The following is a 24,585-nucleotide window of genomic DNA, read 5'->3' on the forward strand; positions in this document are numbered from 1 at the left end:
TCTATTATTTGGTTAGCTTGACATGAAGCTTGTACTTAGTCTGCTTAGGCTACCTCTGATAAAGCCTCTGATATTTAGACCTTTAATTACAAGCTACATTAAGCCCTAAATTGAAAAAACTCCCAAAACTTCAGAAAAGCTTTGGGAGCGCTGAAACCCGCATTGAAAAACAACGCTGGGACAATATGGCCACCTTTTTTCAGGCCTATGGAGCTATTTTTTCTTCTTAGATGCAGCTTTTGCCTTCTGCTTTGCTTTCTGCTTTTGACGTCTTGCTGTGGTTTTAGCCTCACGCTCAGCTTCCAGTTTTTCTAATCGCGCGCGTTCTTTTTCTTCGGCTACTTTATCAAGATAATAATGGTAGTCTCCACGGTATAAACGTAGTTCACCGTCACGAATTTCTACGATTTTATTAGCAACTTGGGAAATAAAGAAACGGTCGTGGGAAACAATTAAAACCGTACCGTCATAATCCTTTAATGCCGATTCCAACATCTCTTTGGCTGGAATATCTAGGTGATTGGTAGGCTCATCTAAAACCAGAAGGTTAGCGGGCATCAGCAACATTTTAGCCAATGCTAATCTGGCTTTTTCCCCACCACTTAGGGCCTCAACGGGCTTATAAACCATGTCGCCACTAAACAGGAAACGCCCCAGCAACGTTCTCACTTCTTCGTTTTTCCAAGTGGGCACTTCGTCATGGATAGTGGCCATGACCGTTTTATGCAGATCTAGGGCCTCTGCTTGATTTTGCTCGAAATAACTGGGGATCACATTGTGCTCGCCGAGTTTAGCGTCCCCTTCTAGAGGGGCTTCTAACCCCATAATTAGACGCAGTAATGTGGACTTTCCGGCGCCATTAGGCCCCACAAAAGCGATGCGATCGCCCCGCTCAATCAATAAGTCAGCCCCGAGAAACAAAATATTATCGCCATAGGTGTGGGTGAGTTCGCTAATTTGAACCACCTCACGCCCACTGCGGGGAGCTGGACTAAATTTGAACTGCAGGGTTCTGACATCAGAGATGGGGGCTTCCACCAGTTCAATTTTTTCTAGCTGCTTTTCGCGACTCTTCGCCTGAGTGCTGCGGGTGGCGCTCGCACGGAAACGATCGACAAAGGTTTGCTGCTTGGCGATCTCCTTTTGCTGGCGCTCGAACGTCGCCTGCTGGGACAGCTTGCTCTCTTCTTTTTGCGCTAGGTAGGTACTGTAGTTCCCCAGGTATGTGGTGGAGACGCCTCGCTCCGTTTCAACAATCTGGGTACAAAGGCGATCTAAAAATTCACGATCGTGGGAAACGATCACCATGGGGGTGGTTAAGCTTTTGAGATAGCCCTCTAGCCACTCGATAGTTTCCAAGTCCAAATGGTTGGTCGGCTCGTCTAGGAGGAGCAAATCGGGGGCTTTGAGCATGACTTTACCCAGCCCCATGCGCATTTGCCAACCACCGCTAAAGGAACTGACCAAACGCTCCCCATCATCATTCTGGAAGCCCATCTCGGGCAAAATTTTCTCAATTTTGGACTCTAAGCCATAGCCATCTAGGGCTTCAAATTTTCGTTGTTCCCGATCCAAGACCTTAATCAACTTTTCAAGCTCATCGGGATCGGCCGATTCCATTTGCACAGGAATATCAGCTAACTTGTGCTGAACCGCATTGGCTTCTTCAAACACCGTCCAAAATTCTTCACGAACGGTGCGGCGCGGATCAACTTCAAATTCTTGGTTGAGGTAGCCGATATGGAGCTCCCCTGGCCGAATCACGTTACCGCTGCTGGGCTCTATTTCACCCATGATGATTTTCAGCTGGGTAGACTTTCCGGCGCCATTCACTCCCACTAAGCCAATGCGATTACCCGGTTTGACTTCCCAGGTCACGTCTCGCAATACTTCTCCAGTGGGATAAACCTTACTAATATTTTCGAGACGGAGCATAGCTAGTGAGATTACCAACGTTGAACGTATTCATAAACTGTAACAAATATCAACGTACAGTTGGGTTCTCATTCGCTAGTCAACCATCCAGATTCGCCCCTCAATTCATCCCAGAATGAACCCCTAGGGCAGTAATGGGGCAGTGGCAATATCGTCTAAGCCAATGGATTCTAAAAGTGTTTGCCAGCTTTCGATGGCTTGGGGATCCTGAGGATTCGTCCGTAGCTGTTCTGTTAGGGCTCGCGTGGCATCAAACCAAATACTATTTTCAGCTGCGATCGCAGCCTGTGCCACACCAGCACTATCCTCAAGGGACATCATCAAAGCAGGCTCAGGATCTAGCACCTCCACAAAGCCCTCAGCCGTCATCACCGCAGTCGTGTCATCGGGGCAATAAACATCGACACTCCAGTAGTAATACGTATTTAGCTCTAAAGGAGAAAACCCAGTAGATTGAGCCAATTCCAGAGTGGCAATTCCCGCCGCTGAACCTGGCACAAACGCAGTTTGATAAACCGGCTGATATATACCATTTTCCTCACTTACCACCTCATAAAGGTTAAACTCCACGTGGCTGGCATTATTACGGGGCATATACCACTGAAAAGCCGGATAAGGATTGGTCGTATACCCAAGATCATCCACGGGAAATACCGACATCAGCTGTGGCGCTTGGGGGTCAGCAATACAACTTGTCCCTAACGGTGAGCGGGTCCCCCCCGACACCCGCACTTGAGGAATACCACGAGGTTTAGGTTTATAGGCAGGAAAAGCCTCAGCACTGACCATCGTCAGCATCAGTCCTAACGCCATTAAAGGTACTGTAGACAAAAGGCTAAGAATTTTCATGAAAAACCTGCTCGATGTTGACTTGATGTATTCAAACAGCAAGGTACCTTGAGAAACACATTTCAAGGCTATATGGATTTATTAGGTTAAACCAACATAATGAACTTCAATATTAAGCGGCATACAAGGCAATTATTACTGGCCATGGGCGCTTTTGGGATCGTCCTCGCCGCATCATCACCGGCGTTGTCCACCGCCCCAAGCTACCTACAGGCAGCCAGGGATATACGCTTTAAGCCAACTCATACGCCCCCTGAAAGTAAACAGGAACAAGCAACCACTGACGATTTTGACAGCTATAAATCAGAGCAATTCACCGTCCTATACCCCAAAACGTGGCAAGCCACCCCCGAAGGCTCCAACAGTGTCGCCATTAGTAGCCCCACCGTTGGAGCCAGTGAACCTATTCGCACTGAGATCAAATTACTTCGGGAAGACCCAAACACTGTAGTGCCACAAACCTTAGACCAGCTTTCAGCAGAGGGAGCCTCCATACAACGTTATTCCCTGGTGAGTGTGGATAATCAGTCCGGCTTTCGCATCTGGTACAACGCGGAAACTGACCAGCAAAGTCTGATGACATTCGTAGGTTACGGCGATCAGCAAACAGCAATTTTGACCAGCCACTACAACGCCAACGATCCTAATACCGAAGCCATCGTTACTGCATTACACAATTCCTTCACGAATCATTCAGTAGCCCAAGCCATTACCCCCTAAGGAAGCACAACCTGCGGCCCTAATGCCCTAATATGGCCCTGGCCAATCACCAGTCGATCCCGTATCGCCACGGTTCATCCACTACATCCGTCCTATGCAAAATCTCACTGCCGACGTGTGTAGTAAGAAACTTCTAAATCAGCACACCAGCCCGCATTAGTACTCTCATAGAGAAAAACAGCATCTACACGAAAATATCGCCCATCGTGAAAAATACAATCACCCACCCGAGGAATGATGGGATATACCGCAAACCATAAATAATCCCGACTCGGCATATTGGTATTGGTAGGCATAGGGATTTTAGCCAAAACCTGCACCTTATAGCCATTGCCCGTGTAGCTCGGCACTGGCGGAGGGGAGCTAGTCGGTGTTTTCTTTTTAGTTTTGGTACGCGATTTAACCGCTGCAGCCTTAGATACCTTGGAAGCCGATTTAGCTGATTTACCTGACTTGATAGCTGATTTTGGTTTAGATCCAGCCTCAGGCGGCGTTTTTTTAGACACTTTAGGCAACGCCTCTGGTTCCTCAACCAGGTCTGGCGGAGTTTTGCGCAACGGCGGCTGGCGCTTTGGCTCCGGCGCAGGGGGAGCCTTTTTCTTAGAGGCACCCTGCATAAAGGGATTGCTGATAAACGAATTACCTTGGGAATCAGCCATGGTGGCCCCTAACAGATCTCGTGGCTAACCTAGCATAGGTCAGGAAATTTCATCGAAAAACCCAATTTTTTCCACCAGTCACAAAAAAGCGATGCAAAATGATAAAGCCATAGACTAAACAACCTAGCGTTGCTGATCCAAACTATGATTGCAGCGCTACTGCTCTTCGGGATGCTTTAATCTGTCACATACAGAGGTCTGACCAGTTAGAGCGAGCGGTTCATGCCCTAAATCAGCTAACGATGTGATTACAGCGCAAAGCAATTGAACCACCCCATGGTTTTGGTTTGCAGCTTAGTTGATCATCACAGCACTCCATTCCCCTTAACCACCTGCGTTACAAAGAGACGCCTCAGCATGCTTTATTCATCGGGCTCGCGTTCAGTTAATCTCACCTATTTAATCCTAGAAGCGCTGAGGATGTCCCCCGCATCCATTCCTTACTATGTCAGTCAGTTTTTAACAGAAAGTTTCCCAGGCAAGGCGATTGTTGAAGGAGATAGCTATTACTTTGATCTGCGCAAATTCTCTGAAGAAGGCCTATGCACGACTGAAGTGATCAGCACCGTCAGTTTACCGCCAGGCTATGCCGCCAGCGATCAAACTACAACGGTACATAACCATGTAATGACGCTCTGGGATGCAAAAAAACAAGACTTCCGGTACGAACAAAAGAATTTTTGTTTTGAAGTCACCTGGCAAGAGCACACATTAGTCGTCCTGCAACTCTCATGGCCCCAGGGTTACTTTGATGATTGCCGCTACTACTGGATATTGGCAGACACCCTCGACACCGCCAAGGATTTTTTTGCCACCGTTTGTCGCTGGAATTCTCAAATTAGGGAAGAAGTTCTGGTATTTGAAGGAGGATTTTGGCAGAAAAATCGCGATCTTTACGCATCTATTCAAAACGCCACCCTCGATAATTTAGTCCTGGCAGGCACCTTAAAAGAGGATATTTACGAAGATGCGCAACGCTTTTTCGAATCCCGCACCATGTACGCCGAATACAATGTGCCTTGGAAACGAGGGCTTTTATTTATTGGTCCCCCCGGAAACGGTAAGACCCATATGGTGAAATCCCTAGTCAATTCCCTCGGATACCCCTGTCTATATATCAAAAGCTTTAAAACGCGCCAGAGTACTGACACTGACAATATGCGGCTAGCCTTCAATCGAGTGCGAGAAGCAGCGCCTTGCATTGTGGTGATTGAAGATTTAGATGCTTTAGTTGACGATGAGAACCGATCCTTCTTTTTAAATGAACTGGATGGCTTTGCCTTAAACGATGGTGTCCTGATGATTGCGTCTACCAATCACCCAGAACGGTTGGATATTGCCATCCTAGAAAGGCCGAGTCGGTTTGACCGCAAGTACCATTTCGATGCCCCCAATGAAGCAGATCGAGTCGCCTATCTAAAGCTTTGGAACCAAAAGTTAAAGACAGCAATGCAGCTCTCCATCGCAGATATTGAAAAAATCGCGGCCAACTCAAACAACTTTTCCTACGCTTATCTCAAGGAGCTTTTACTATCGGCCAGCATGGTCTGGGTACAGCAACGCACGCCAGGTACCATGGCATCCATCATGGATAAACAGTTAGAAAAACTCAAGGTACAAATGGAGAGCGAATCGTCTGAAGCCAAAGCAACCGACAAGGAAGCGCCATCGGAGCTAAATGGAGCCACAACAGCCCAAACTGAAACAGAAGAAAACAAAAAGAATTAATCTATCCATATCCAATCCGAATTTAGTAAGCCCGATTCAAAATAGGCACTCCTGAAAGGGACACTCCACTGTGGCGGCCCTTCAATATCGGAAACTATCTAGTCGGATGGCACGTTCTGTAAGTAATGCACTAGGGCACGTAAACCTAGGTAGTAGCTATTGACGCCGAACCCACAGATTTGGCCAACAGCTACGGGCGCAATGTAAGAATGATGCCGAAACGGTTCACGCTGATGAATATTGCTTAAATGAACTTCTACCGTGGGAATCGACACGGCTGAAATGGCATCGCGAATAGCAACACTGGTGTGAGTATAGGCACCGGGATTGATCACAATCCCCTGATGCTGATCAACTGCATCTTGGATAGCATCAACCAAATCACCTTCGTGATTTGACTGATAGCAGCTAAGTTTCACACCTAATTCTTGGGCCAATAACAAAAGAGCCTGATTGACATCTTCAAGGGTATTTCTACCGTAGATCTCAGGCTCTCGTTTACCAAGCATATTCAAATTTGGGCCATGAAGCACTAAAAGACTGTTCAACTGCATACGTAGAAACTAAGCGTTGAATAATATCAAAAGCAGTTGGACAAAAACACCTACGCGTTTAACGCTAAGTGAACTAGCTCAAGCGTAGTGCTTCGAGTGTTAGCGGCGGCGACGATCATTGACAGGAACAGGGATAGGAATTGCTTCCGGCTCCGGCTGTGCTGAAGGCCCAAGTAAAGAGTCAAGCACTCGATTTACCCAGTTCTTCAACTTTTCCAGAATTTTGCCAATATCCATGAGCCAGGATGCTCCTAATTCAATCTGGTTAAGCATTTGTGTAAAACCATTATAGGTTTCACTAATAGCAAATCAACTCGAAGTGAACTTCAGTTAAGTTACTTGTGGGAGTATTCACTATGATAACGAATTGTAAGAAATGATCAAGGTAGGGGGATCCCTATAGACTGAGCAGCGGGATTAATTTTGCCCCAGCAGCATACGCCGCAGAACATCTAGGGCCGTATTACGACTCATCAAACGAATCCACTCCCGATCTTTTGTGCGGCCAAATCGACATTCTAGATGACGCGTTTCTAAGGCATTCGCAATGCCAATATATACCAAGCCTACGGGTTTATCCCCACTTCCCCCGTCTGGTCCTGCTATGCCGGTAATACTGATGCCCCAGTCAGTCGCGAGTTGTTGGCGCACCCCTACGGCCATTTGTTCAGCGACGATGGCGCTCACGGCCCCTTGCTCTGCTAAGGTCTGGGAAGATACACCCAGGAGGTTTGCCTTAATGCGATTGTCATAGGCGATTACCCCTCCCATAAAATAGGCAGAACTACCGGGGACAGACGTTATCATTGCCCCCAATCCGCCTCCAGTACAGGATTCAGCAACGGCTAATGTGGATTGACGGGCGCGGAGCAATTGCCCCACAGCATGTCCTAAGGTCTCGTTATCTTCGCCAAAGCAGTCATCCCCGCCAATCTGCTTTAGCTGTTGAGCTACAGGGGCAATGAGCTGCTGGGCAGCTTCCATTGATTTTGCTTTAGCAGAAATTCGTAGCTTAATGACTCCGTCACTCGCGTAGGGGGCAACGGTAGGATTTTCGAGTTTCAAAAAATCATCCACTTTCGCCGCCAGCCCCGATTCGCTCGTACCCCAAAATTTGAGAGTGCGACTGTGGATGATGCCCTGACTCCAGCCCTGGGCTTGCACATAGGAAATGGCCGTGGCGTTCCACATTGCATAAAGCTCCCGAGGCACGCCCGGAAACGTCATCAGATGTAAGCCGGATCTTGGCTGCCATAACAATCCGGGAGCCGTGCCTTGGGGGTTGGGTAGGACATCTGCCCCCTCGGGTAAGAGCGCTTGCTTGCGATTATTCGCAGTCATCGTGCGACCCCGCTGGGCAAATTTTGCCGTAATATCGGCTAAAACGTCAGCATTTTCGACTAAGGGGACGCCAAAAAAGTCGGCGATAGTTGCCGTTGTCAGGTCATCAGGTGTGGGGCCCAGTCCCCCGGTGAAGATAATCAGTCGGGCTCGCTCACAGGCAATGGCAATGGCCCGCGCTAGGCGTAGAGGATTGTCACCGACCACCGTTTGGTAATGATGGGCAATGCCCAAATTCGCTAGCTGTTGAGCTAAATACTGGGCATTGGTGTTGAGAATATCCCCCAGCAAAAGCTCGGTGCCCACACATATAATTTCTGCACTGCCGGTCATGGTTTAGATGTGGGGGAAAGCTACGTTAGCAAAACGAGGCCGCAGCCCCTATTTTGGTTGATGGTAAAGCATTTTTAGATAGTTTGATGATACTTAAATATGCGACGTTGCGGCTCTTCGGTAGTCATGTCATCGACCAGAGATGGCTGATCAGGTCTTATCTGATCGCGTCATCTTCATAAATTAACGAACGGCCACTATGAAAAGGAGCACGAGTTGAGAGCATGCAACGTGCAAAAGATTCATCCCCGGGGCAACACGCATCCTGGCCACAGTGGCTTTTGGCTATCTTGTTGGGCTCGTGGTGTCTACGGCTGTTGATCGCGTGGCTCTTGCCACCTGGGTTTGATGAGGCTTATTACTTTCTGTATACCCAGCATTGGGATTGGAGCTACTTTGACCATCCTGTGATGGTAGCTGTGACCACCGCCCTAGGCCCCTGGGTAACGGGCTATATTTCACCCCTAACGCTGCGACTAGGGGCGCTGTTGCTATATGGCCTGAGTACAGGACTGTTGTACTTGATTGGTGGCCGATTGTTTAATCGAACCGTGGGGATGTGGAGTGTTGCGATCGCATCCCTATGCCCCTTGTTTATCCTCAGCTTTGGAGTGCTAGCGGCCCCCGACAACGCCCTAATTTTTTGGTGGACAGCGGTGATGTATGTGGCCGCAATCGAATTTTTTCCGCAGCACAAGCCCTACCAACCCACAGCCAAAATCGCCCTCATAGGCTTACTGCTGGGGTTAGTGTGTCTCAGTAAATACCACGGATTTATTCTCGGCCTTAGCCTGGTAGGGTTTTGCGCCACTAGCCAGCAGCACCGACGGGCGCTGATTTCTCCATGGACCATTGTTGCCCTGGGGCTATTTAGCCTGACGCTGACACCGTTGATCTACTGGAATGCTCAAAACGAATGGTTATCGTTTGGCTTCCATCTATCTAGTCGGTTCGATGGCACCACAGCCACCACCCGCTTTAACGTCCTGACAATGGTGGGCGTGTGGCTAGTGGGGGTTGCTTATTTATTTCCATCGCTGGGCTTTCCGCTTTGGTGGGTGAGTGGTCGCAGCCTATTTAATCTGGGAGATTTACGCCACCGGTTTTTGCTCTGGATGGGGTTACCCATTGCCCTGGGGTTTACGTTGCTCGGTGGGATCACCCATGTCTATCCTGCCTGGCCTGCACCAGGCTTATGGAGCTTAAGTGTGCTCCTGGCAGCGGCCATGGCCCACTGGCCGCTGCGTACGCTCCAACGCTGGCTAGTGAGCAGTGCCATCGTCATGGCCACGTTACTGACGGTGGCGTTAGGCCACATCAGCCTAGGAACGTTGCAGCAGCCAGGAGGATGGTTGGCCCTACTCCCTCCGGAAACAGATCCCACAACGACGCTGATCGATGTGGTTCAGCTACGGCGTCAACTTCAAAGCAACGGATTGGAGGCTGCGATCGCAGCCGCAGACATTGTCATCACCAACGAGTTTTGGCTCAGTGGCTACGTTGATATGGCCATTAGCCCCTTAACCCCAGCCCCGGTGATGGCCTTGACCCAAGATCCACGGGGCCATGCAGTGTGGTTCAAACCCCAGAATTGGCTAGGTCAATCCGCCCTATTCCTTACCATCGCCGACTATAGCCAAGCCGAAATTCGCGCCACCTATGCCCCGTACTTTGAAAAATTTGATCTGATAGATAGCATCACCACACAGCGCGCCAACGCCACCACCGAAACGTTTTACCTATATGACCTAGGTAACGTTATTCAAGCTTATGAATACCCCTATTAAACGAGCGGCGGCTTACCTGGCATGGCGCTTTGCTCGCCAGCCTGTGTAGCTCAATAAAGCTGTGGACCCTAGGGCATAGACAATGCCACTGGGCATGCCAGAAAGCGCCAAGGCCAAACTACCCACCCACAGGGTCAACGCATAGATAAATAGCACCGTAAACCGATGGGATAGCCCCGCATTCAAAAGTCGATGGTGCAAATGACGCTTATCGGCCACAAATGGCGAAAGTCCACGGCGTAACCGCGCCAAAATAACCGCTGACATATCTAAAATCGGCACCGCCAATATCAGCAGGTAGGGTAAAAATACCGCAGCGGTGGTGACCCCCTTCACCAGTCCGATAATCCCCACACCAGCAAGGGTAAAGCCCATATAGTAGGCTCCCCCGTCTCCCATAAAAATCTGGGCAGGGTTGAAATTATATTTCAAAAAGCTGAGGGCTCCACCGGCAAGGGCTGCCGCAATCACAGCGGCGGCGGGCTGCTCCATAAACAGCGCCACCAACATCATGACAATGGCCGCAATGCCTGAAACGCCAGCTGCTAAACCATCCAAACCATCGATCCAGTTAATGGCATTGGCCATGCCCACTAGCCAAATCACCGTTAGGGGCAAACTTACCCAAGCTGCCAGCTGCACAATGCCCAAACCAGGCACCGAAACAAACGCAATATCTACGCCGACATACCAGGTAATCGCAGCCACAACCGCTTGCATAAATAAGCGACTAATGGCGGATAGACCAAACAGATCATCTAAAAGACCAATCAGGAAAAAGGCCAACCCCCCCAGGGTCACCCCCCAAATCTCTGCTTCTGGCTCATTCACCAGTTGTTGCCCTTGGGCATCCACAAAGCCACCAATGGCCCAAACCGCTAACAACGCCACCACGGTCCCTAAAAAAATAGAAACACCGCCCAGCCTAACCATTGGAACCTTATGAACTTTGCGCCCCCCCGGCATATCCACACGACCACTATGCAGGCCAATTCTCTTAACTACTGGAGTGGCAACAAGCACCACAGCAGCAGATAAGGCAAACGCCAATAGAGGATAAATCTGAAAAGGCATGGGTGCAAGCAAGGGAAAACAATGCGAACGAGGATCTATGACGTTGAAGTCAACAACAAATGTGGCCAACACACAACAATCACCGTAACCCTAACAGTTTTTTTAAAACTTTCAAGCCAATAATATAGTTAGATGCAAGGCTGATAAATAAGAGTGATTATTAGTCGAGCGACGAAATTGAGTTGGCGGAGAAAGCGTTAGCAACAACTCAATTGGTTACCTATGAGTCACTTTTGTGTCATGAACAGCTGACCTGCTTGATGACGTAAGCCCCACTGAATTATTGATAGTCCGTGGGACTTACGTGAAATCAACTAGCTCGCTAGAACAGGCTCTGCAGATTGCAAATGTGCATAAAGGGGAAAGCGATCGCACAAAGCCGCTACCCGCTTGCGACAATCTGCCTCCACCTTACTATCCTCAGGGGAGAGCAAACGATCCGCAATAATGTTGGCAATCTCCTTAAACTCTTCAACACCCAGTCCCCTGGTGGTCATCGCCGGTGACCCCAAACGCAAACCACTGGTTACAAAGGGAGACTCAGGGTCAAACGGCACCGTATTTTTATTAGCCGTGATATTGACCATACTGACCAAAGCGTCAGCCTGTTTACCCGTCATGCCAATGGAACGTAGATCCACCAGAACGAGGTGATTGTCAGTGCCATCAGACACCACCTTAATCCCTCGTTCCTGCAGCTGCGCTGCCATGGCCTGGGCATTGGCAATCACCTGGGCACAATAGGTCTTAAAGTCTGGCTGCAGGGCTTCGCCAAACGCAACCGCCTTGGCCGCAATGACGTGCTCTAGTGGTCCCCCCTGGCTGCCAGGGAAAACGGCTTTATCAAACTTTTTCCCCAGATCTAGATCATTGGTCATGATTAACCCACCCCGAGGGCCCCGTAGGGTTTTATGGGTGGTGGTGGTGACCACATGGCAGTGGGGCAGTGGATTGGGGTGTTTGCCTGCGGCTACCAAACCAGCAATGTGGGCAATGTCGGCCATCAGATAGGCATCGACTTCATCTGCGATCGCACGAAATTTATCAAAATGAATCGTACGGGGATACGCAGAATAGCCACAGATAATAATTTTGGGTCGATGCTCTAAAGCCAACTCCCGAATCGCATCATAGTCAAGCTGTTCAGTATCCTTACTGACGCCATACTGAACAACGTTAAACCATTTACCCGAAACGTTGACCGGTGAGCCATGGGTTAAATGACCACCGTGGGAGAGATCCATCCCCAAAATAGTGTCCCCCGGCTGGAGCAATGCTAAAAAGACAGCAAAATTCGCCTGGGCACCAGAATGGGGCTGAACATTCGCATGGGCGGCCCCAAACAGCTGCTTAATACGCTCAATGGCCAACGCCTCAGCTTGATCAACAAATTCACAGCCGCCATAGTAGCGTTTGCTCGGCAGCCCCTCGGCATATTTATTGGTCAAGACAGACCCTTGAGCCGCCATCACAGCCGGTGACGTGAAATTTTCACTAGCAATGAGCTCCAAATGCTCCTGCTGGCGTTGACGTTCGCGCCCGATAATAGCGGTAAGTTCTGGATCAGTTTGGCTCAGAAAATCAAAATTCGTGGTCATGGGGATGGATGCTCTAATTTCAATGGACCTAGCAGAAAAGGTATTACCAGACATAGCTAGGTAGGCTGCCTAATTCTTGCCAGCTAGGGTTTGTAAGCAAACTATAGTACCGTGCCTACCAGAAAGGTTTCTAGGGGGCAGCCCCGAGTACCTGAATTCTCAGGTACTCGGGGCTGCCCCAAAACCCAAAACCTTTACACGGAAATGTTACGTTTCTGTTTCAGAATGTAACGCCTGGAAATCTATAATGGATGAAATTAAAAGGGACACGTGAGCATTTGTTGCTCTGAGGTACTGGTATACACCTAACGGTTTGTAAGGTGAATTTGATTTGTCATATTGTGGTAGCAAATTCAGCCATTGCTTTTCAACTCGCCGCTGGCCCATGACGCTTTTCGTTGAATAGAAACACCTATGCTGTTGCAACCCACCACCACTGTCTCCCCCAAACATGTCTTGGCCTCTATAGATGAGTCATACGAATGCTGTCGGCAAATTACTGCAAAGTATTCAAAAACGTTTTACATGGGTACGATGCTGATGTCGGAGGCCAAACGGCGTGCGATTTGGGCTATTTATGTATGGTGCCGCCGCACCGATGAATTGGTGGATGGGCCTTCAGCTAAATTTACAACTGAAGCAACGTTAGATGATTGGGAATCCCAGCTTGAATCAGTCTTTGCAGGGCGTCCTCAGGACGATTATGACGTTGCCATGGTAGATGCCTTAGAGCATTTCACCCTCGATATACAGCCCTTTCGAGACATGATTGAAGGGCAACGCATGGATCTCCGCTGCTCCCGCTACGAAACCTTTGAGGATCTGAAACTATATTGCTACCGTGTGGCAGGCACAGTAGGTCTGATGTCCACCGTGGTGATGGGAGTTGATCCTGAATACGGTACCGCGCCCTGGGCCACGACTATTCCCTGCCCCATAGATGAAGCCATTGCCTTAGGTATTGCCAATCAATTAACCAACATTTTGCGAGATGTGGGTGAAGATGCGAGACGTGGCCGCATCTATCTTCCTTTAGAAGATCTCGAGTTATTTAACTACAGCGAGCGAGACTTAATTAATGGAGTCATTGACGAGCGCTGGCGTGCCCTAATGCGTTTTCAGATTCAGCGTGCTCTAAAGTTCTACCGCGAAGCCGAACGCGGCATTACCCTTCTGAGTCCAGACGCTCGCTGGCCTGTTTGGTCGGCTTTGATGCTCTATCGTAAAATCCTGGATGTCATTGCAGAAAACCAATACGACGTTTTCAACCGCAGAGCATTTGTGCCAACGGTGCGCAAGCTTCTGTGTTTACCCCCTGCTTTGCTGCGCGCACGCGTTCTTTAGGGCATTAAATTAAGACTCACAATCCTAACGAGTTGATGCTAATTGCCCCATAAAAAAGAGCTGATGCGATAATCGCATCAGCTCTTTTTTATGGGTTATAAAAACCGAAGATTAGGCGGTCTTAGGATGCAGTGGTTTGGGCTGCTAGCATTTCCTTCAACTTCTCTAAGTCAGAAGCCCAACGAGGATCAGGTTGGTTATTTTCAGGCTCTGGAGAAGAGTAAGTGGCTGGCTTACGGCCACCACCATTACGCTTACCATTGCCTTTACCACCACGGCCACCGCCACCACCACCGGTAGCCGCAGCACCTTCATTCTCCTTAGCACGAGGCATTGCTTTTTCAACTTTCAAGGTTGCATCCTGCAATGCTTGACCGTTGTACTTACTCACCAGTGCATCAGCAATTTCATCCGTTTTTACAGTGACAAAGCCGAACCCACGGCATTTACCAGTTTTACGGTCAGCAATCAACTTGACTGAAACAATATTTTCGGTGTCTTCTGCAAAAACGGCTTCAAATTCCTCACGCTCTAAATCGCGGGGTAGATTGCCAATATATAAACGCACTGACATGGAGATACCTCTTAAACAAATCTAAAAAACAGTTGCGACGGTTAAGCAGTGAAGAACTGAGCTAATTTATTCCAAAAGCCCAACATCTCTAGAAGAAAGTTTAAAGCGATTGCTTCAAATTAATTCAACAGAATAGGAACCGCAGCAAAAATAGGCTGACCACCTTTAGCAAGATTGACTAAATGAGATAACTAACCTCATGTGAAAGGTCTGCAAAGTTATCTCCACCCCCTGATTGTGATCAACTAAAACTACATACTCCTTATTACATCAGAGGTGTCTCACTAAATGAGATAAAAAATGGAATGTATCCCTATACCATCAAGGTATCACGCTGTCTGATACCAAGCCAAGCAATTAGGTATTTTTTTGATAGGCTTCCCTAAAGTTCACGTAGAGTGCTGCAAGGTAACTACAACATGTCAACTCACTCTTAATCGCCATATTATTCTGCTTTTGAAAGCGAGTTTTCGGCCACATCAAAGTATCTAGAAATCTCAATCAATTTTCCTAAAAACTATGGCAAAGATACTTAATAAAAAACCAGTCCCAAAAAGGTGACTGGTTTGCTGTGTTGAGAGTAGGAGAACCCGATGCCTAACACCAACTGCGGCGATATACTTTGCAGATAGATTTAGACAATCAGTACTCGTTAATAAAATTTAACATTTTATATTGAGGGTTGCAACTCTAAGTATTTTCAAGCGTTTAGTGAATGGTGTTGTAGAGCAATATTTTGACTAGTGCAGCGTCAAAGCTAAAAATTGTGAGTCGTGAGTCGTGAGTCGTGAGTCGTGAATCGTGAGTTGTGAATCGTGATAAGGTTCAGCCACGTTGTAAGCGATTCTCATCGATCCCAAATTTTAGTCTTGACGGACCACTAGCCGCCACTCATCAGTAGCCAGACTCCATACACCAGGGGCACGAAACTGACAATGGCTGACCAGATCGGATATCGGGCAGTTTTGATCTGATTATCCTCGGTCCGCAGGTGTTGAATATCAACCCAGGCGTAGTGCCCACGTCTAAACCAGCCGGTCACCTGTAAGGACTGATTTAGCCATGGTGAAGGACCCAAGAAATTACTCAAGACCCCTCCATAGGAGATGTAGTGCAGTTTCAGGCTGCCCAAATGCGTCTTGAGTCGCCACTCTTGCCCCAACCAATTGGCTAAGGCCGGTCGCCCTGTTAAGGTGCCATTGATTTTGAGCGGCAAGCTATTGAGTGGGGTAAGTTGGGTGTCTTTTTGCCAATTTTCAAGTTTCGCTGCGTTTATGGGCAAAGAGCTCGCAATTTCTGGAAAGAATAAATTTATTCGCAACAACTGCACCGTAGCAGCAACAATCAGTGGCATGCTCAAAAGCACACTGCGATCGCGATATAGCCAGCTTAGGAATTCAATATTCAGGGCCGCTGCAATCGCCCCAACGACCCACATCAATAAAGCGATGCCAAAACCAAGGCATAGGCCTGACCACAAACCGCCCCATAGAATCAGGGTGGACCAATCTTGGGCCGACAACGAACGTTTGCCATACCCAGCCCGAAATCGAGAAATATCCAGACTCGGCTTGAGTCGCCAATGGCGAGCATAGGCCCCCAGGGTATATAGGCGATCGCCAAGGGGTGGATGGCCTTGATGAATAGACAACCCATGGCGTAGGGGATTTAACATTCCCCAGGCTAGATGGTCTACAGATATGGCATTAGTAGCCGCCACAGGTAGCATCAACTCCAAACTCTCTAGCAGGGGAGGCGTATATCCCTGGGCCGTAATTGCTTGCTCCATTGCCCTAGCCAGTTTAGCCATCCCCCGAATTAAACCATTGGGGTTACCCGTAATTTCGGCAGCGGTGCGATCGCGATAGGGCACACGGATGCGCGACAACGTCGCCCCGACCTTAACCAACAGCCAAAACACGCCATAACTAAGGGTTGACAGCACTCCAGCCGCAGCTCTTAGCAACATGGGCCGCGCCTCTCCCCAACGGGCAAAAAACCAATATGCGCGATGTAGGCCCTGCAACAGCAAACCATGGGCCGAGAAGAATACCCAATCCCACTTAGACCAATGGCTCATTTCGTAGATCATCAGAGCCGCGATCTCATCAGGCGCCAAGTCATCTAATAGCCCCTGACTAATCACTAAATGGCCATAACGGGGACACCATCCGTAGGAAAAAATTAACGGAATCTCTGTAGGCAACAAATCGATAGTGGGCTGCTGCCACCGGCGTTTGGCACAAAATCGCTGAAATAATTCCACCGCTTCTGGACTAAACTCTTGCAATTGTTGCAGCGACAGGCGCCTACCCGAACTCAAGCAAAAGCCCCATAGCCATGGGGACGCTAAGACCAATACCCCAAAGCCAACAATCACGGTCCAGGTGTGCGGCTCCCACAATAAAGGTGACAAGCGCAAATGCAAGGGCAACAACTGGTCTAGAAATTGAAAATAACTCCGAATCCCCCACAACACCAGTTGCACCAACCCACGCACTACCCAAAAGAACAGACCAAGGGTGAAGATTTGGGCCAGCCATAGTCGCCCCATGCCGATTTTGCCCAACGACTTGAGCTGATTTAAGCGCCCTCCGACGGGCCAAGTATCAGGACCATTGGGCGCCTTGTCCGATGACCGTTGTCGCCCATTCTTTGGGGATTGTTGCTCAGGTGCAACCTCTGTCTCTGGCCTTAGAGAACTGACGACAGGCTCATGAGAATCTTCAGTCCCATCCGTCTGAACCGATGTTTGGGCCGCATCCACCTGCGTGGTCTGGGGACTATTTAAGGTTTGATAATGAAATAAAGACGCCCCATTTGCCGCCAATTCATCATTCTTAGAAAGACTTTTATGCTCGGCTGATGCCTCAATCGTGGATGACGAGGCCCCTGTGGATAGATCTGTTTTATCTTCGAAAACAGCGGAAGAGTTCTCCAATTCTTCTGACGAAGACACATCTATGGATGCCGGACTTTCATCGACTGAACCCTTTGGGATAGAAGCCTTTGGCATCGCTGCAGGCTGTTCTAACGGAACAAAGCCACTGGATGCAGTAGACATCTCTTCACCCGCTGGATGTCCGGCTTGTTCAAGGGGACCCTTGGAAATATCGTCAACAGATAACCGATTTAATGTTTGTTGCCCCCACTGACGAATTGATTGACTCTTACTTTGCAGGAGTGATTGACAAAGCTGCTTAGCCTTCGCTGCATCCCCCTGTGCTTCGTAGGTACGGATCAACCCCATCTGTGCCTTGAGGCGATAGCCCATGGCAATGGCTTTATCTTGACGTAGGCCTTGAAATATTGCGATCGCCCGGCCGTAGTGTTTCTGTTTAAACGCAGTCAGCCCTGCTTTAATCAGCTGCTCTGGGGATTTTTCTATACCCATACAGATATCCTCTGATGTCACGAACGGCAGTACAGGGCACACGATTTATAGTGCCGCAATCTTAGCGCGAATGCTCAGTGGGTGTATTGGGTACATTCAGCATTTGCTCGACCAAACGGTAAAGACTCTCGTCACTATCTCCAACCAAATGACGGTCCTTAAGATCGACTAGACCGGTGGCAAGGGATTGAGCCTTTTTTTTATATACATTGTGGGCGGATAGCAAATCTGTAAAAATCTCTCGTTCTACCTGATGGCGGTCTGCATCATCCATCAAAGGCGTTCCATAGGCCATAGCATCTACGTCATATTTCAGAAGAAAAATAAGCGCACCACAATGCTCGTGTAATCGCGATTGCAACTGTTTAGTATCCAACTCTAAACGGTCAAATCCCACTTGGCCTTCAATGCGAAGCTCAACAATCGGCTGCTGGTCAGGAATCAAACGCGTCTCGGCAATCGCCCCATCCAGCAGTGCGATCGCTAATTTTTCGATATCCTCTAGCGCCTCTTGTCCCCGCAGCTTCAGAGAAAGTCGCACAATCGGCCGCTGACGATAGTCCGTTTGTAGCTGGGCGTTAACCTGACCATCCACCAGGTCTACCAATAGCGCTCCCCGCTCAAATGCCCCTTCTTCCACATTATTAGCTTCCAAAGAGCCCGGATTAAACAACCAGTTATCAACGGCATAATACTTATGAATATGCCCTAGCCCCAAATAATCTATCCCCGCTTCCCTAAGAGGCAATAGATCGCTATATCGTAACGCCCCAGAGTAGCGAGCAATTTGCCCTTCTAACCCATGGTGAAACAATAACACCGTGGAACCAGGCCCCGGGGGCAACGCAGAGACAGCCCCTGCAATTTGTTCCACGGCCTTGGGTGCGGCAGCCCCATACCAGCTAGACCCCAAAACGCGCACACCACAGTCAAGGTCGATATACCCCCCACGGCGGGTTTCAGCATCCCAGGGCAGATAAAATTGTTCTCCGGCAGCAGGTTCCAGCAGCTTTAACAGGTCCCAATCCGATAGGTACCTCAACCAGCTAGTTTTTGTCCCATAGGGGCAATTATCATGGTTACCCTCAATCGCAATCACAGGAATATTAGCAGCCTGCAATTGCTGTAAACACAACTGGGCCTGATTCAAAACCGCTGGCTGAATCATCCGCTGCTCGAACAAATCGCCAGCAATCACCACAAAGTCCACCCCCTCACCAATGGCATATCGTTCAAATACATCCCAAAGGGTGTGAAAAAAATCGGTAGTGCGAACTTTGCTGTTATAACGGTCAAATCCTAAATGGACATCAGCAACATGCAAAAATTTCGCCATTGGTTTAGAACGCCCCCACGGGAAATTACACCAGTAAAGTTTAGCGAAAACTCAGCCAACCGCCGTTGCTGATGTAGAGGATGCAACGATCTGTAAGGTCGGCCAATGGCATGGATAGCCCCAATACAACCATCCCAAAAGCAAAAATAATAGAGACTCAGCCCTAAACCGGCGAGTCAATTTCGGCCGCCAGTTGTTCTAACTTTGCCTGCTGATCTTGGGTAATGCAAGACTGCACCATAATTTCGATATCACCTTCTAACGCCGGGGAAAGGCTAAAGTTTTGACTCAAGCGGTGATCGGTGACTCGGTTGTCTTTGTAGTTATAGGTGCGGATTTTTTCAGAGCGAGAGCCCGTGCCAACCTGGGAGCGGCGCATGTCAGTTACTTCAGCCTGCTGTTCCTGCAGCATCATTTCATATAACTTAGCCCGCAAGATCTGCATGGCACGTTCCCGGTTTTGTAGCTGCGATCGCTCCTCAGTACAAAAAATGCGAATCCCTGTCGGCTTATGGAACAAATCGACAGCGGTCTCAACCTTGTTCACATTCTGACCACCCGCGCCACCAGACCGAGCCGTTGTCAGCTCAATCTCCTTAGGGTCAATCTTAACTTCCACGTCATCCACCTCAGGCATCACGGCAACCGTTGCCGTAGAGGTATGAACACGCCCACTGGTCTCAGTGGCAGGCACCCGCTGCACCCGATGGACTCCAGCCTCAAACTTGAGCTTACTGTAGACTTGATCCCCAGTGATTTCTAGAATCGCTTCCTTACATCCACCCATGTCAGCCACTGACTGGCTAACGGTTTGCACTTTCCATCCCTGACTTTCGGAATAGCGCGAATACATCCTCAGCAGATCACCAGCCCAAATCCCAGCCTCATCACCACCGGCACCGGCGCGAATCTCCAACATGATATTTTTATCGTCATTGGGATCCCTCGGCAGCAATAGAATTTTCAGCTGCGTTTCCAAAGCGCCAATAGTGCCTTGCAACTCTTTAATTTCAGCAGCTGCCATTTCCCGCAATTCTTCATCGCCAGCCGCCTCCTTCAAAACCTCTTGAGCACCTTCATAGTCTGATTGAGCTTTTTTCCAATCATCGTAGGCAAGAATTGTGGGCTCTAACGATGCCCGCGCCTTAGCAATTTTTTGAAACTCATCTGGATCTTTGGCTACATCTGGATCCGCTAAACGACGAGTAAGCTCTTCAAACGTTTGTTCAACCGACTTTAACTTATCGAGAAGGTATTGCTCAGCCATGGAATTCGCTCAACTATACGGGAGACTTACGCTAGGAATATAAGTCAACTAAAAAATATCCGAGGGACATAACCATCCCTCGGATTTCAATGACATTATTAGCGGCTAACCTTCGTCGCTCTTGTTGCTATCGTCAGCCATGCCATATTTACGGAGGAATCGTTCTACACGACCTTCCGTATCAATGATCTTCTGGGTACCAGTATAGAAAGGATGATTACCAGACCAAACATCCACATGGAGCTCGGGCTTAGTAGAGCCCACTGTCATAATTAGCTTACCGTCGCAGTACACCTTTGCCTCGGGATACCACTCGGGATGAATATCAGCTTTTGGCATTGTTCTTATCCGGGTAGTGAAAAAATAAAAAAGCTTGTTTTGAAAATCGACTTAACGCTTAGAGAACTGAGAAGCTTTACGGGCTTTCTTCAGACCATACTTCTTACGTTCCTTACAACGAGGATCGCGAGTTAAGTAACCTTCAATTTTGAGGGGAGACCGGTTAGAAGGATCTAACTCACACAGTGCGCGAGCCACACCCAACTTGATGGCATCGGCCTGACCTGTCAAACCACCGCCTCGAACATTCACGAGAACGTCGTAATCAGACTCCAAGCCCAGTGTCTCTAAAGGGGCTTTTGTAGCAGACAGATAAGCGGCATTATTCTGTAAATGCTCTTCGCCGGGCTTACCATTCACCATCAGCTTGCCGTCGCCAGGCACTAGACGAACACGAGCAACAGCGGCCTTACGACGACCAGTACCCCAGTAAACAACGCGATCAGATTGTCCTTCTGACATTTGATTTTATACTCCTTCAAAGCTGCGAAATAGATTAAAGATTAACTGTCTCAGGTTGCTGAGCCTGATGCGGATGCTCAGGACCTGCATACACCTTCAAGTTGGTAAACAACTTGCGGCCTAAGGCATTCTTAGGCAACATGCCTTTTACTGCTTTTTCAATAATGCGCTCAGGGATACGAGCCTGTAGCTGCTCAAACGTTTCAACTTTCATACCGCCGGGACGTCCAGAATGACGGCGATAAAGCTTTTGCTCTCGCTTTCTTCCAGTAACACTCACCTTTTCAGCATTGATAACAATGACAAAATCCCCTGTATCCATATTGGGGGTAAAGGTAGGCTTGTTTTTACCTCGCAGGATGCTAGCAATCTCAGTCGCTAAACGACCAAGGCGCTTATCAGTAGCATCGACGATGTACCACTTTTTCTCAATCTCTTGAACAGGAGGAATGTAAGTCTTAAACATGCTTAGGCTTTGATATCAATGAACTGGATAAAAAGGCGGCCATTCAGGAAAATTGTCAGGCTATATCTTACAAATACTCACAGCATTTTAGACAGCCATATCCTTGGCACTAGAATGCAGCGTTAGCTGGGGTTGGGTATCAAACCAAGCATCCGATGCAAAGGGAAAGTGGTCATAACCTACCCGCAACAGGCAAAGTCCACGAGCAGGAGCAGCATGTTTTACCAAGTCACGACGTCTTGACTGCCAAAGTTCTGTAAAGGCCACAGGACTCATACGGCCCCGGCCCACCATGACTAGCAAGCCCATTACCAGACGTACCATGCCGTAGAGAAAACCAGCAGCCTGCAGCTCAACTTGAACAAACGGTCCACGGCGAAGGCACTTAGCCACCTGCAACTCAACCCAAGAATGGGAACGGCTAGAGCCCGCACGGTGAAACGCGGCTAGATCATGATACCCCACCATTGGGGTTAATGCTGCCTGCATTAGCTGTTCGTCCAAAGGTTCATGATAAAAATGCCATGCATAGGGGCGAATAAAAAGGTTGGGATAGGTATCGGTATAGATGGTGTATCGATACCGTCGCCATTGGGCAGAATACTGAGCATGCCAATCATCCGGGACATGTGCTGAAGCTCGAATCACAATATCTTCACTTAAGCGATGATTGAGAATCGCAGCCCAGCGATATGCGGGAATTACCTTAGGAGCATCAAAGTGAGCCACCTGAGCAGCGGCATGCACCCCCGTATCTGTTCGCCCTGCGCCATGAATAGTTACTTTATATTCAAGCAACAACTCTATAGCGGCTTCAATTTCTCCCTGTACCGTACGCTTCTCCGGCTGACGTTGCCAGCCATAGAAGTGGGTGCCTTGATACTGAACAACAATAGCTACTCGCTGAGTTCCTTGAGCATCTTTGGATACAGCTGAAAGCTGTTTGGCAAGCGTACGATCGGCCATTGAGATAATTAAGTAAGCTCAATAATGGCCATTACGGAGTTGTCCCCACGACGACTAACAGTACGCACAATGCGTGTATAGCCACCTTTTCTCTCGGCATAACGGGAAGGAGCTTGCTCGAATAGGGCATGAACAAGATCCTTGTCATACATGTATCCCATGGCACGACGACGGGCTGGCAAAGACCCTTCTTTAGCCAGGGTAATCATCCGTTCTGCTTCAGAACGAACAGCCTTGGCGCGAGTCAGGGTAGTTTTAATCCGACCATGACGAATAAGCTCAGTCGTTAGCGATCGCAACAAAGCACGGCGCTGGTCAGCAGGTTTGCCCAAATGGGGCGTACGACAACGATGACGCATTACTTCTCCTCGGTTAGTTAAACAAGAAAAAACCGAAGCCTGGGGCTCCGGAAAAAATTGGCCTGAAAAAATTCGAGGCCAACAAAAAATCTAGGAAGACTTAGCTGGCTTTTCTAACGGCAGGGTAATTCCCAAGCGATAGTGCAAAGCTTCCACAACCTCTTCTGCGGACTTCTGACCAAAGTTCTTGATCTCTAAAAGATCCTCTTGGCTGTAATCCAGCAAGTCAGATACAGAATTGATCTGGGCACGCTTCAGACAGTTGTAAGCACGAACAGAAAGCTGAAGCTCTTCAATTGGAATTTGATACGTTGTATCTTCTTCCTTAACGTCCTCATCGCGCTTAGGCTCAAGCGTTACATCCTTAAGCGGGCTAAACAGATCCACCAACACGTCAGCCGCCTGACTCATAGCCTGCTGGGGAGTCAGACTCCCATTGGTAGTCACTTCCATGATTAAACGATCCTTGGGCTGATCGGCCCCCACAATCGTTTCTTCCACAGAATAATTTACCTTGCGGACAGGCATGAAAATAGCGTCGATCTGCATAAAGTCTAATGCAGTCGCTTCGTCACGATTATTCCTAACCGAACGATAACCATGACCATTTTCTACTCGAAATTCCATTTCGAGGGTATGGCCTTGGGCTACGGATGCAACGTAATGATCTGGATTTATAAGTTCAACTTCAGCCGGCAGCTCAAAATGCGCAGCAGTTACTGTAGCAGGACCTTGCACAGCCAAACGACCAATTTGCGGCTGATTGGTATAGGTCTTAAGAACGACTTCCTTAAGGTTGAGAATAATATCTAACACATCTTCACGAACGCCCGGAATAGTCGCAAATTCATGATTTGCTCCTGCCATCCGCACTGCCGTGATCGCCGCCCCTTCTAAGTTGGATAGCAAAACCCGCCTTAGGGAATTACCAACCGTAATACCTTGACTACGCTCCAGGGGTTCGATGACAAACCGACTAAATTGGCTCTGGTCATCTTCAACAATTGACTCTACGCATTCAACTTGAAACTGTCCCACTGCAGTAACCTCTCTTATATCGCTAGTGCCTCACGGCGACTCCGTCAGATAACAGACTCCGATTGTTTAGACGCGGCGACGCTTTGGTGGGCGGCAGCCATTGTGAGGGATCGGGGTGACATCACGAATCAACGTAATCTCTAAACCCGCTCCTTGAAGCGCACGAATAGCCGTCTCACGGCCAGCACCAGGGCCGCTAACCATTACTTCGACCTGTCGCATCCCCTGATCCATAGCTCTACGGGCAGCACTGTCAGCCGCAGTTTGAGCCGCAAAAGGAGTGCCTTTTTTGGCCCCCTTAAAACCGCTAGAACCCGCTGAAGCCCATGAAACCGCATCACCTTTAGTATCGGTAATGGTCACAATGGTGTTGTTGAATGTTGATTGAATATGAACAACACCATTGGGGACATTTTTCTTGAGCTTACGCCCACCCGAGCGTTTTACGCCTTTTGCCATAAT

Annotated in this window: 23 protein-coding genes; 4 read left to right on the plus strand and 19 right to left on the minus strand. The window is 48.7% G+C overall.

Annotated elements, in window-relative coordinates; all coding sequences use genetic code 11:
- Positions 1-213: 213 nt before the first annotated feature.
- Both IXB28_RS08730 and IXB28_RS08735 read right to left on the minus strand, forming a co-directional pair.
- Positions 214-1,935 (minus strand): ABC-F family ATP-binding cassette domain-containing protein, encoded by a 1,722-nt coding sequence (locus IXB28_RS08730; protein ID WP_215618191.1) that lies wholly within the window; start codon positions 1,933-1,935, stop codon positions 214-216.
- 123 nt (positions 1,936-2,058) lie between these two features.
- Positions 2,059-2,784 carry a DUF928 domain-containing protein gene (locus IXB28_RS08735; protein WP_215618192.1) on the minus strand — a complete coding sequence of 242 codons (726 nt, stop codon included), beginning with the start codon at positions 2,782-2,784 and terminating at the stop codon, positions 2,059-2,061.
- A 144-nt stretch (positions 2,785-2,928) separates the two neighbouring features.
- Between IXB28_RS08735 and IXB28_RS08740 the strand changes: the two genes are divergently transcribed.
- Positions 2,929-3,504, plus strand: coding sequence for a PsbP-related protein (locus tag IXB28_RS08740; protein WP_215618193.1), 576 nt, complete (start codon positions 2,929-2,931; stop codon positions 3,502-3,504).
- A gap of 104 nt (positions 3,505-3,608) precedes the next feature.
- Here IXB28_RS08740 and IXB28_RS16445 read toward each other — a convergent pair whose 3' ends face one another.
- Positions 3,609-4,163, minus strand: coding sequence for a hypothetical protein (locus IXB28_RS16445; RefSeq protein ID WP_216863000.1), 555 nt, complete (start codon positions 4,161-4,163; stop codon positions 3,609-3,611).
- A gap of 357 nt (positions 4,164-4,520) precedes the next feature.
- Here IXB28_RS16445 and IXB28_RS08750 point away from each other — a divergent pair, with 357 nt between their 5' ends.
- Complete coding sequence (locus IXB28_RS08750; protein WP_215618194.1) at positions 4,521-5,891, plus strand: AAA family ATPase; 1,371 nt, start codon at positions 4,521-4,523, stop codon at positions 5,889-5,891.
- 98 nt (positions 5,892-5,989) lie between these two features.
- Here IXB28_RS08750 and aroQ read toward each other — a convergent pair whose 3' ends face one another.
- The 3 genes from aroQ to IXB28_RS08765 form a co-directional block, all read right to left on the minus strand.
- Positions 5,990-6,445 (minus strand): type II 3-dehydroquinate dehydratase, encoded by a 456-nt coding sequence (gene aroQ / locus IXB28_RS08755; protein ID WP_215618195.1) that lies wholly within the window; start codon positions 6,443-6,445, stop codon positions 5,990-5,992.
- Positions 6,446-6,544: 99 nt separating this feature from the next.
- A complete protein-coding gene (locus IXB28_RS08760) occupies positions 6,545-6,718 on the minus strand; it encodes a hypothetical protein (protein WP_215618297.1) in 174 nt (57 codons plus the stop codon).
- Between the two features lie 144 nt (positions 6,719-6,862).
- Entirely contained in the window at positions 6,863-8,119 is a 1,257-nt protein-coding gene (locus IXB28_RS08765) for a competence/damage-inducible protein A (RefSeq protein ID WP_215618196.1), read from the minus strand.
- A gap of 224 nt (positions 8,120-8,343) precedes the next feature.
- Here IXB28_RS08765 and IXB28_RS08770 point away from each other — a divergent pair, with 224 nt between their 5' ends.
- A complete protein-coding gene (locus IXB28_RS08770) occupies positions 8,344-9,906 on the plus strand; it encodes an ArnT family glycosyltransferase (protein ID WP_215618197.1) in 1,563 nt (520 codons plus the stop codon).
- Between the two features lie 12 nt (positions 9,907-9,918).
- Here IXB28_RS08770 and IXB28_RS08775 read toward each other — a convergent pair whose 3' ends face one another.
- On the minus strand, positions 9,919-10,980 hold the full coding sequence (locus IXB28_RS08775) for a glycosyltransferase family 4 protein (protein ID WP_215618198.1): 1,062 nt from the start codon (positions 10,978-10,980) through the stop codon (positions 9,919-9,921).
- Between the two features lie 314 nt (positions 10,981-11,294).
- Positions 11,295-12,578 carry a serine hydroxymethyltransferase gene (glyA, locus tag IXB28_RS08780; protein ID WP_215618199.1) on the minus strand — a complete coding sequence of 428 codons (1,284 nt, stop codon included), beginning with the start codon at positions 12,576-12,578 and terminating at the stop codon, positions 11,295-11,297.
- A gap of 414 nt (positions 12,579-12,992) precedes the next feature.
- Here glyA and crtB point away from each other — a divergent pair, with 414 nt between their 5' ends.
- Entirely contained in the window at positions 12,993-13,922 is a 930-nt protein-coding gene (gene crtB / locus IXB28_RS08785; protein ID WP_215618200.1) for a 15-cis-phytoene synthase CrtB, read from the plus strand.
- Between the two features lie 121 nt (positions 13,923-14,043).
- Here crtB and IXB28_RS08790 read toward each other — a convergent pair whose 3' ends face one another.
- The 11 genes from IXB28_RS08790 to rpsK all read right to left on the minus strand — a co-directional run bounded on the left by IXB28_RS08790 (position 14,044) and on the right by rpsK (position 24,582).
- A complete protein-coding gene (locus IXB28_RS08790) occupies positions 14,044-14,496 on the minus strand; it encodes an RNA recognition motif domain-containing protein (protein WP_215618201.1) in 453 nt (150 codons plus the stop codon).
- Between the two features lie 880 nt (positions 14,497-15,376).
- Entirely contained in the window at positions 15,377-17,890 is a 2,514-nt protein-coding gene (locus IXB28_RS08795) for a M48 family metallopeptidase (RefSeq protein WP_215618202.1), read from the minus strand.
- A gap of 61 nt (positions 17,891-17,951) precedes the next feature.
- On the minus strand, positions 17,952-19,226 hold the full coding sequence (locus IXB28_RS08800; RefSeq protein WP_215618203.1) for a metallophosphoesterase family protein: 1,275 nt from the start codon (positions 19,224-19,226) through the stop codon (positions 17,952-17,954).
- 163 nt (positions 19,227-19,389) lie between these two features.
- Positions 19,390-20,493: a peptide chain release factor 1 gene (gene prfA / locus IXB28_RS08805; RefSeq protein WP_215618204.1), complete on the minus strand. Its 1,104-nt coding sequence runs from the start codon at positions 20,491-20,493 to the stop codon at positions 19,390-19,392.
- 105 nt (positions 20,494-20,598) lie between these two features.
- Positions 20,599-20,832 (minus strand): 50S ribosomal protein L31, encoded by a 234-nt coding sequence (rpmE, locus tag IXB28_RS08810; protein ID WP_215618205.1) that lies wholly within the window; start codon positions 20,830-20,832, stop codon positions 20,599-20,601.
- Between the two features lie 51 nt (positions 20,833-20,883).
- Positions 20,884-21,294 carry a 30S ribosomal protein S9 gene (rpsI, locus tag IXB28_RS08815; protein ID WP_215618206.1) on the minus strand — a complete coding sequence of 137 codons (411 nt, stop codon included), beginning with the start codon at positions 21,292-21,294 and terminating at the stop codon, positions 20,884-20,886.
- A gap of 34 nt (positions 21,295-21,328) precedes the next feature.
- A complete protein-coding gene (rplM, locus tag IXB28_RS08820; protein ID WP_215618207.1) occupies positions 21,329-21,760 on the minus strand; it encodes a 50S ribosomal protein L13 in 432 nt (143 codons plus the stop codon).
- Positions 21,761-21,847: 87 nt separating this feature from the next.
- Complete coding sequence (truA, locus tag IXB28_RS08825; RefSeq protein WP_215618208.1) at positions 21,848-22,726, minus strand: tRNA pseudouridine(38-40) synthase TruA; 879 nt, start codon at positions 22,724-22,726, stop codon at positions 21,848-21,850.
- Between the two features lie 8 nt (positions 22,727-22,734).
- Positions 22,735-23,085 (minus strand): 50S ribosomal protein L17, encoded by a 351-nt coding sequence (rplQ, locus tag IXB28_RS08830; RefSeq protein WP_215618209.1) that lies wholly within the window; start codon positions 23,083-23,085, stop codon positions 22,735-22,737.
- A 90-nt stretch (positions 23,086-23,175) separates the two neighbouring features.
- Entirely contained in the window at positions 23,176-24,123 is a 948-nt protein-coding gene (locus IXB28_RS08835; protein WP_215618210.1) for a DNA-directed RNA polymerase subunit alpha, read from the minus strand.
- Positions 24,124-24,189: 66 nt separating this feature from the next.
- Entirely contained in the window at positions 24,190-24,582 is a 393-nt protein-coding gene (gene rpsK, locus IXB28_RS08840; RefSeq protein ID WP_215618211.1) for a 30S ribosomal protein S11, read from the minus strand.
- Positions 24,583-24,585: the final 3 nt, after the last annotated feature.

Source organism: Leptothoe kymatousa TAU-MAC 1615, from assembly GCF_018739865.1.
Taxonomy (GTDB): Bacteria; Cyanobacteriota; Cyanobacteriia; order Phormidesmidales; family Phormidesmidaceae; genus Leptothoe; species Leptothoe kymatousa.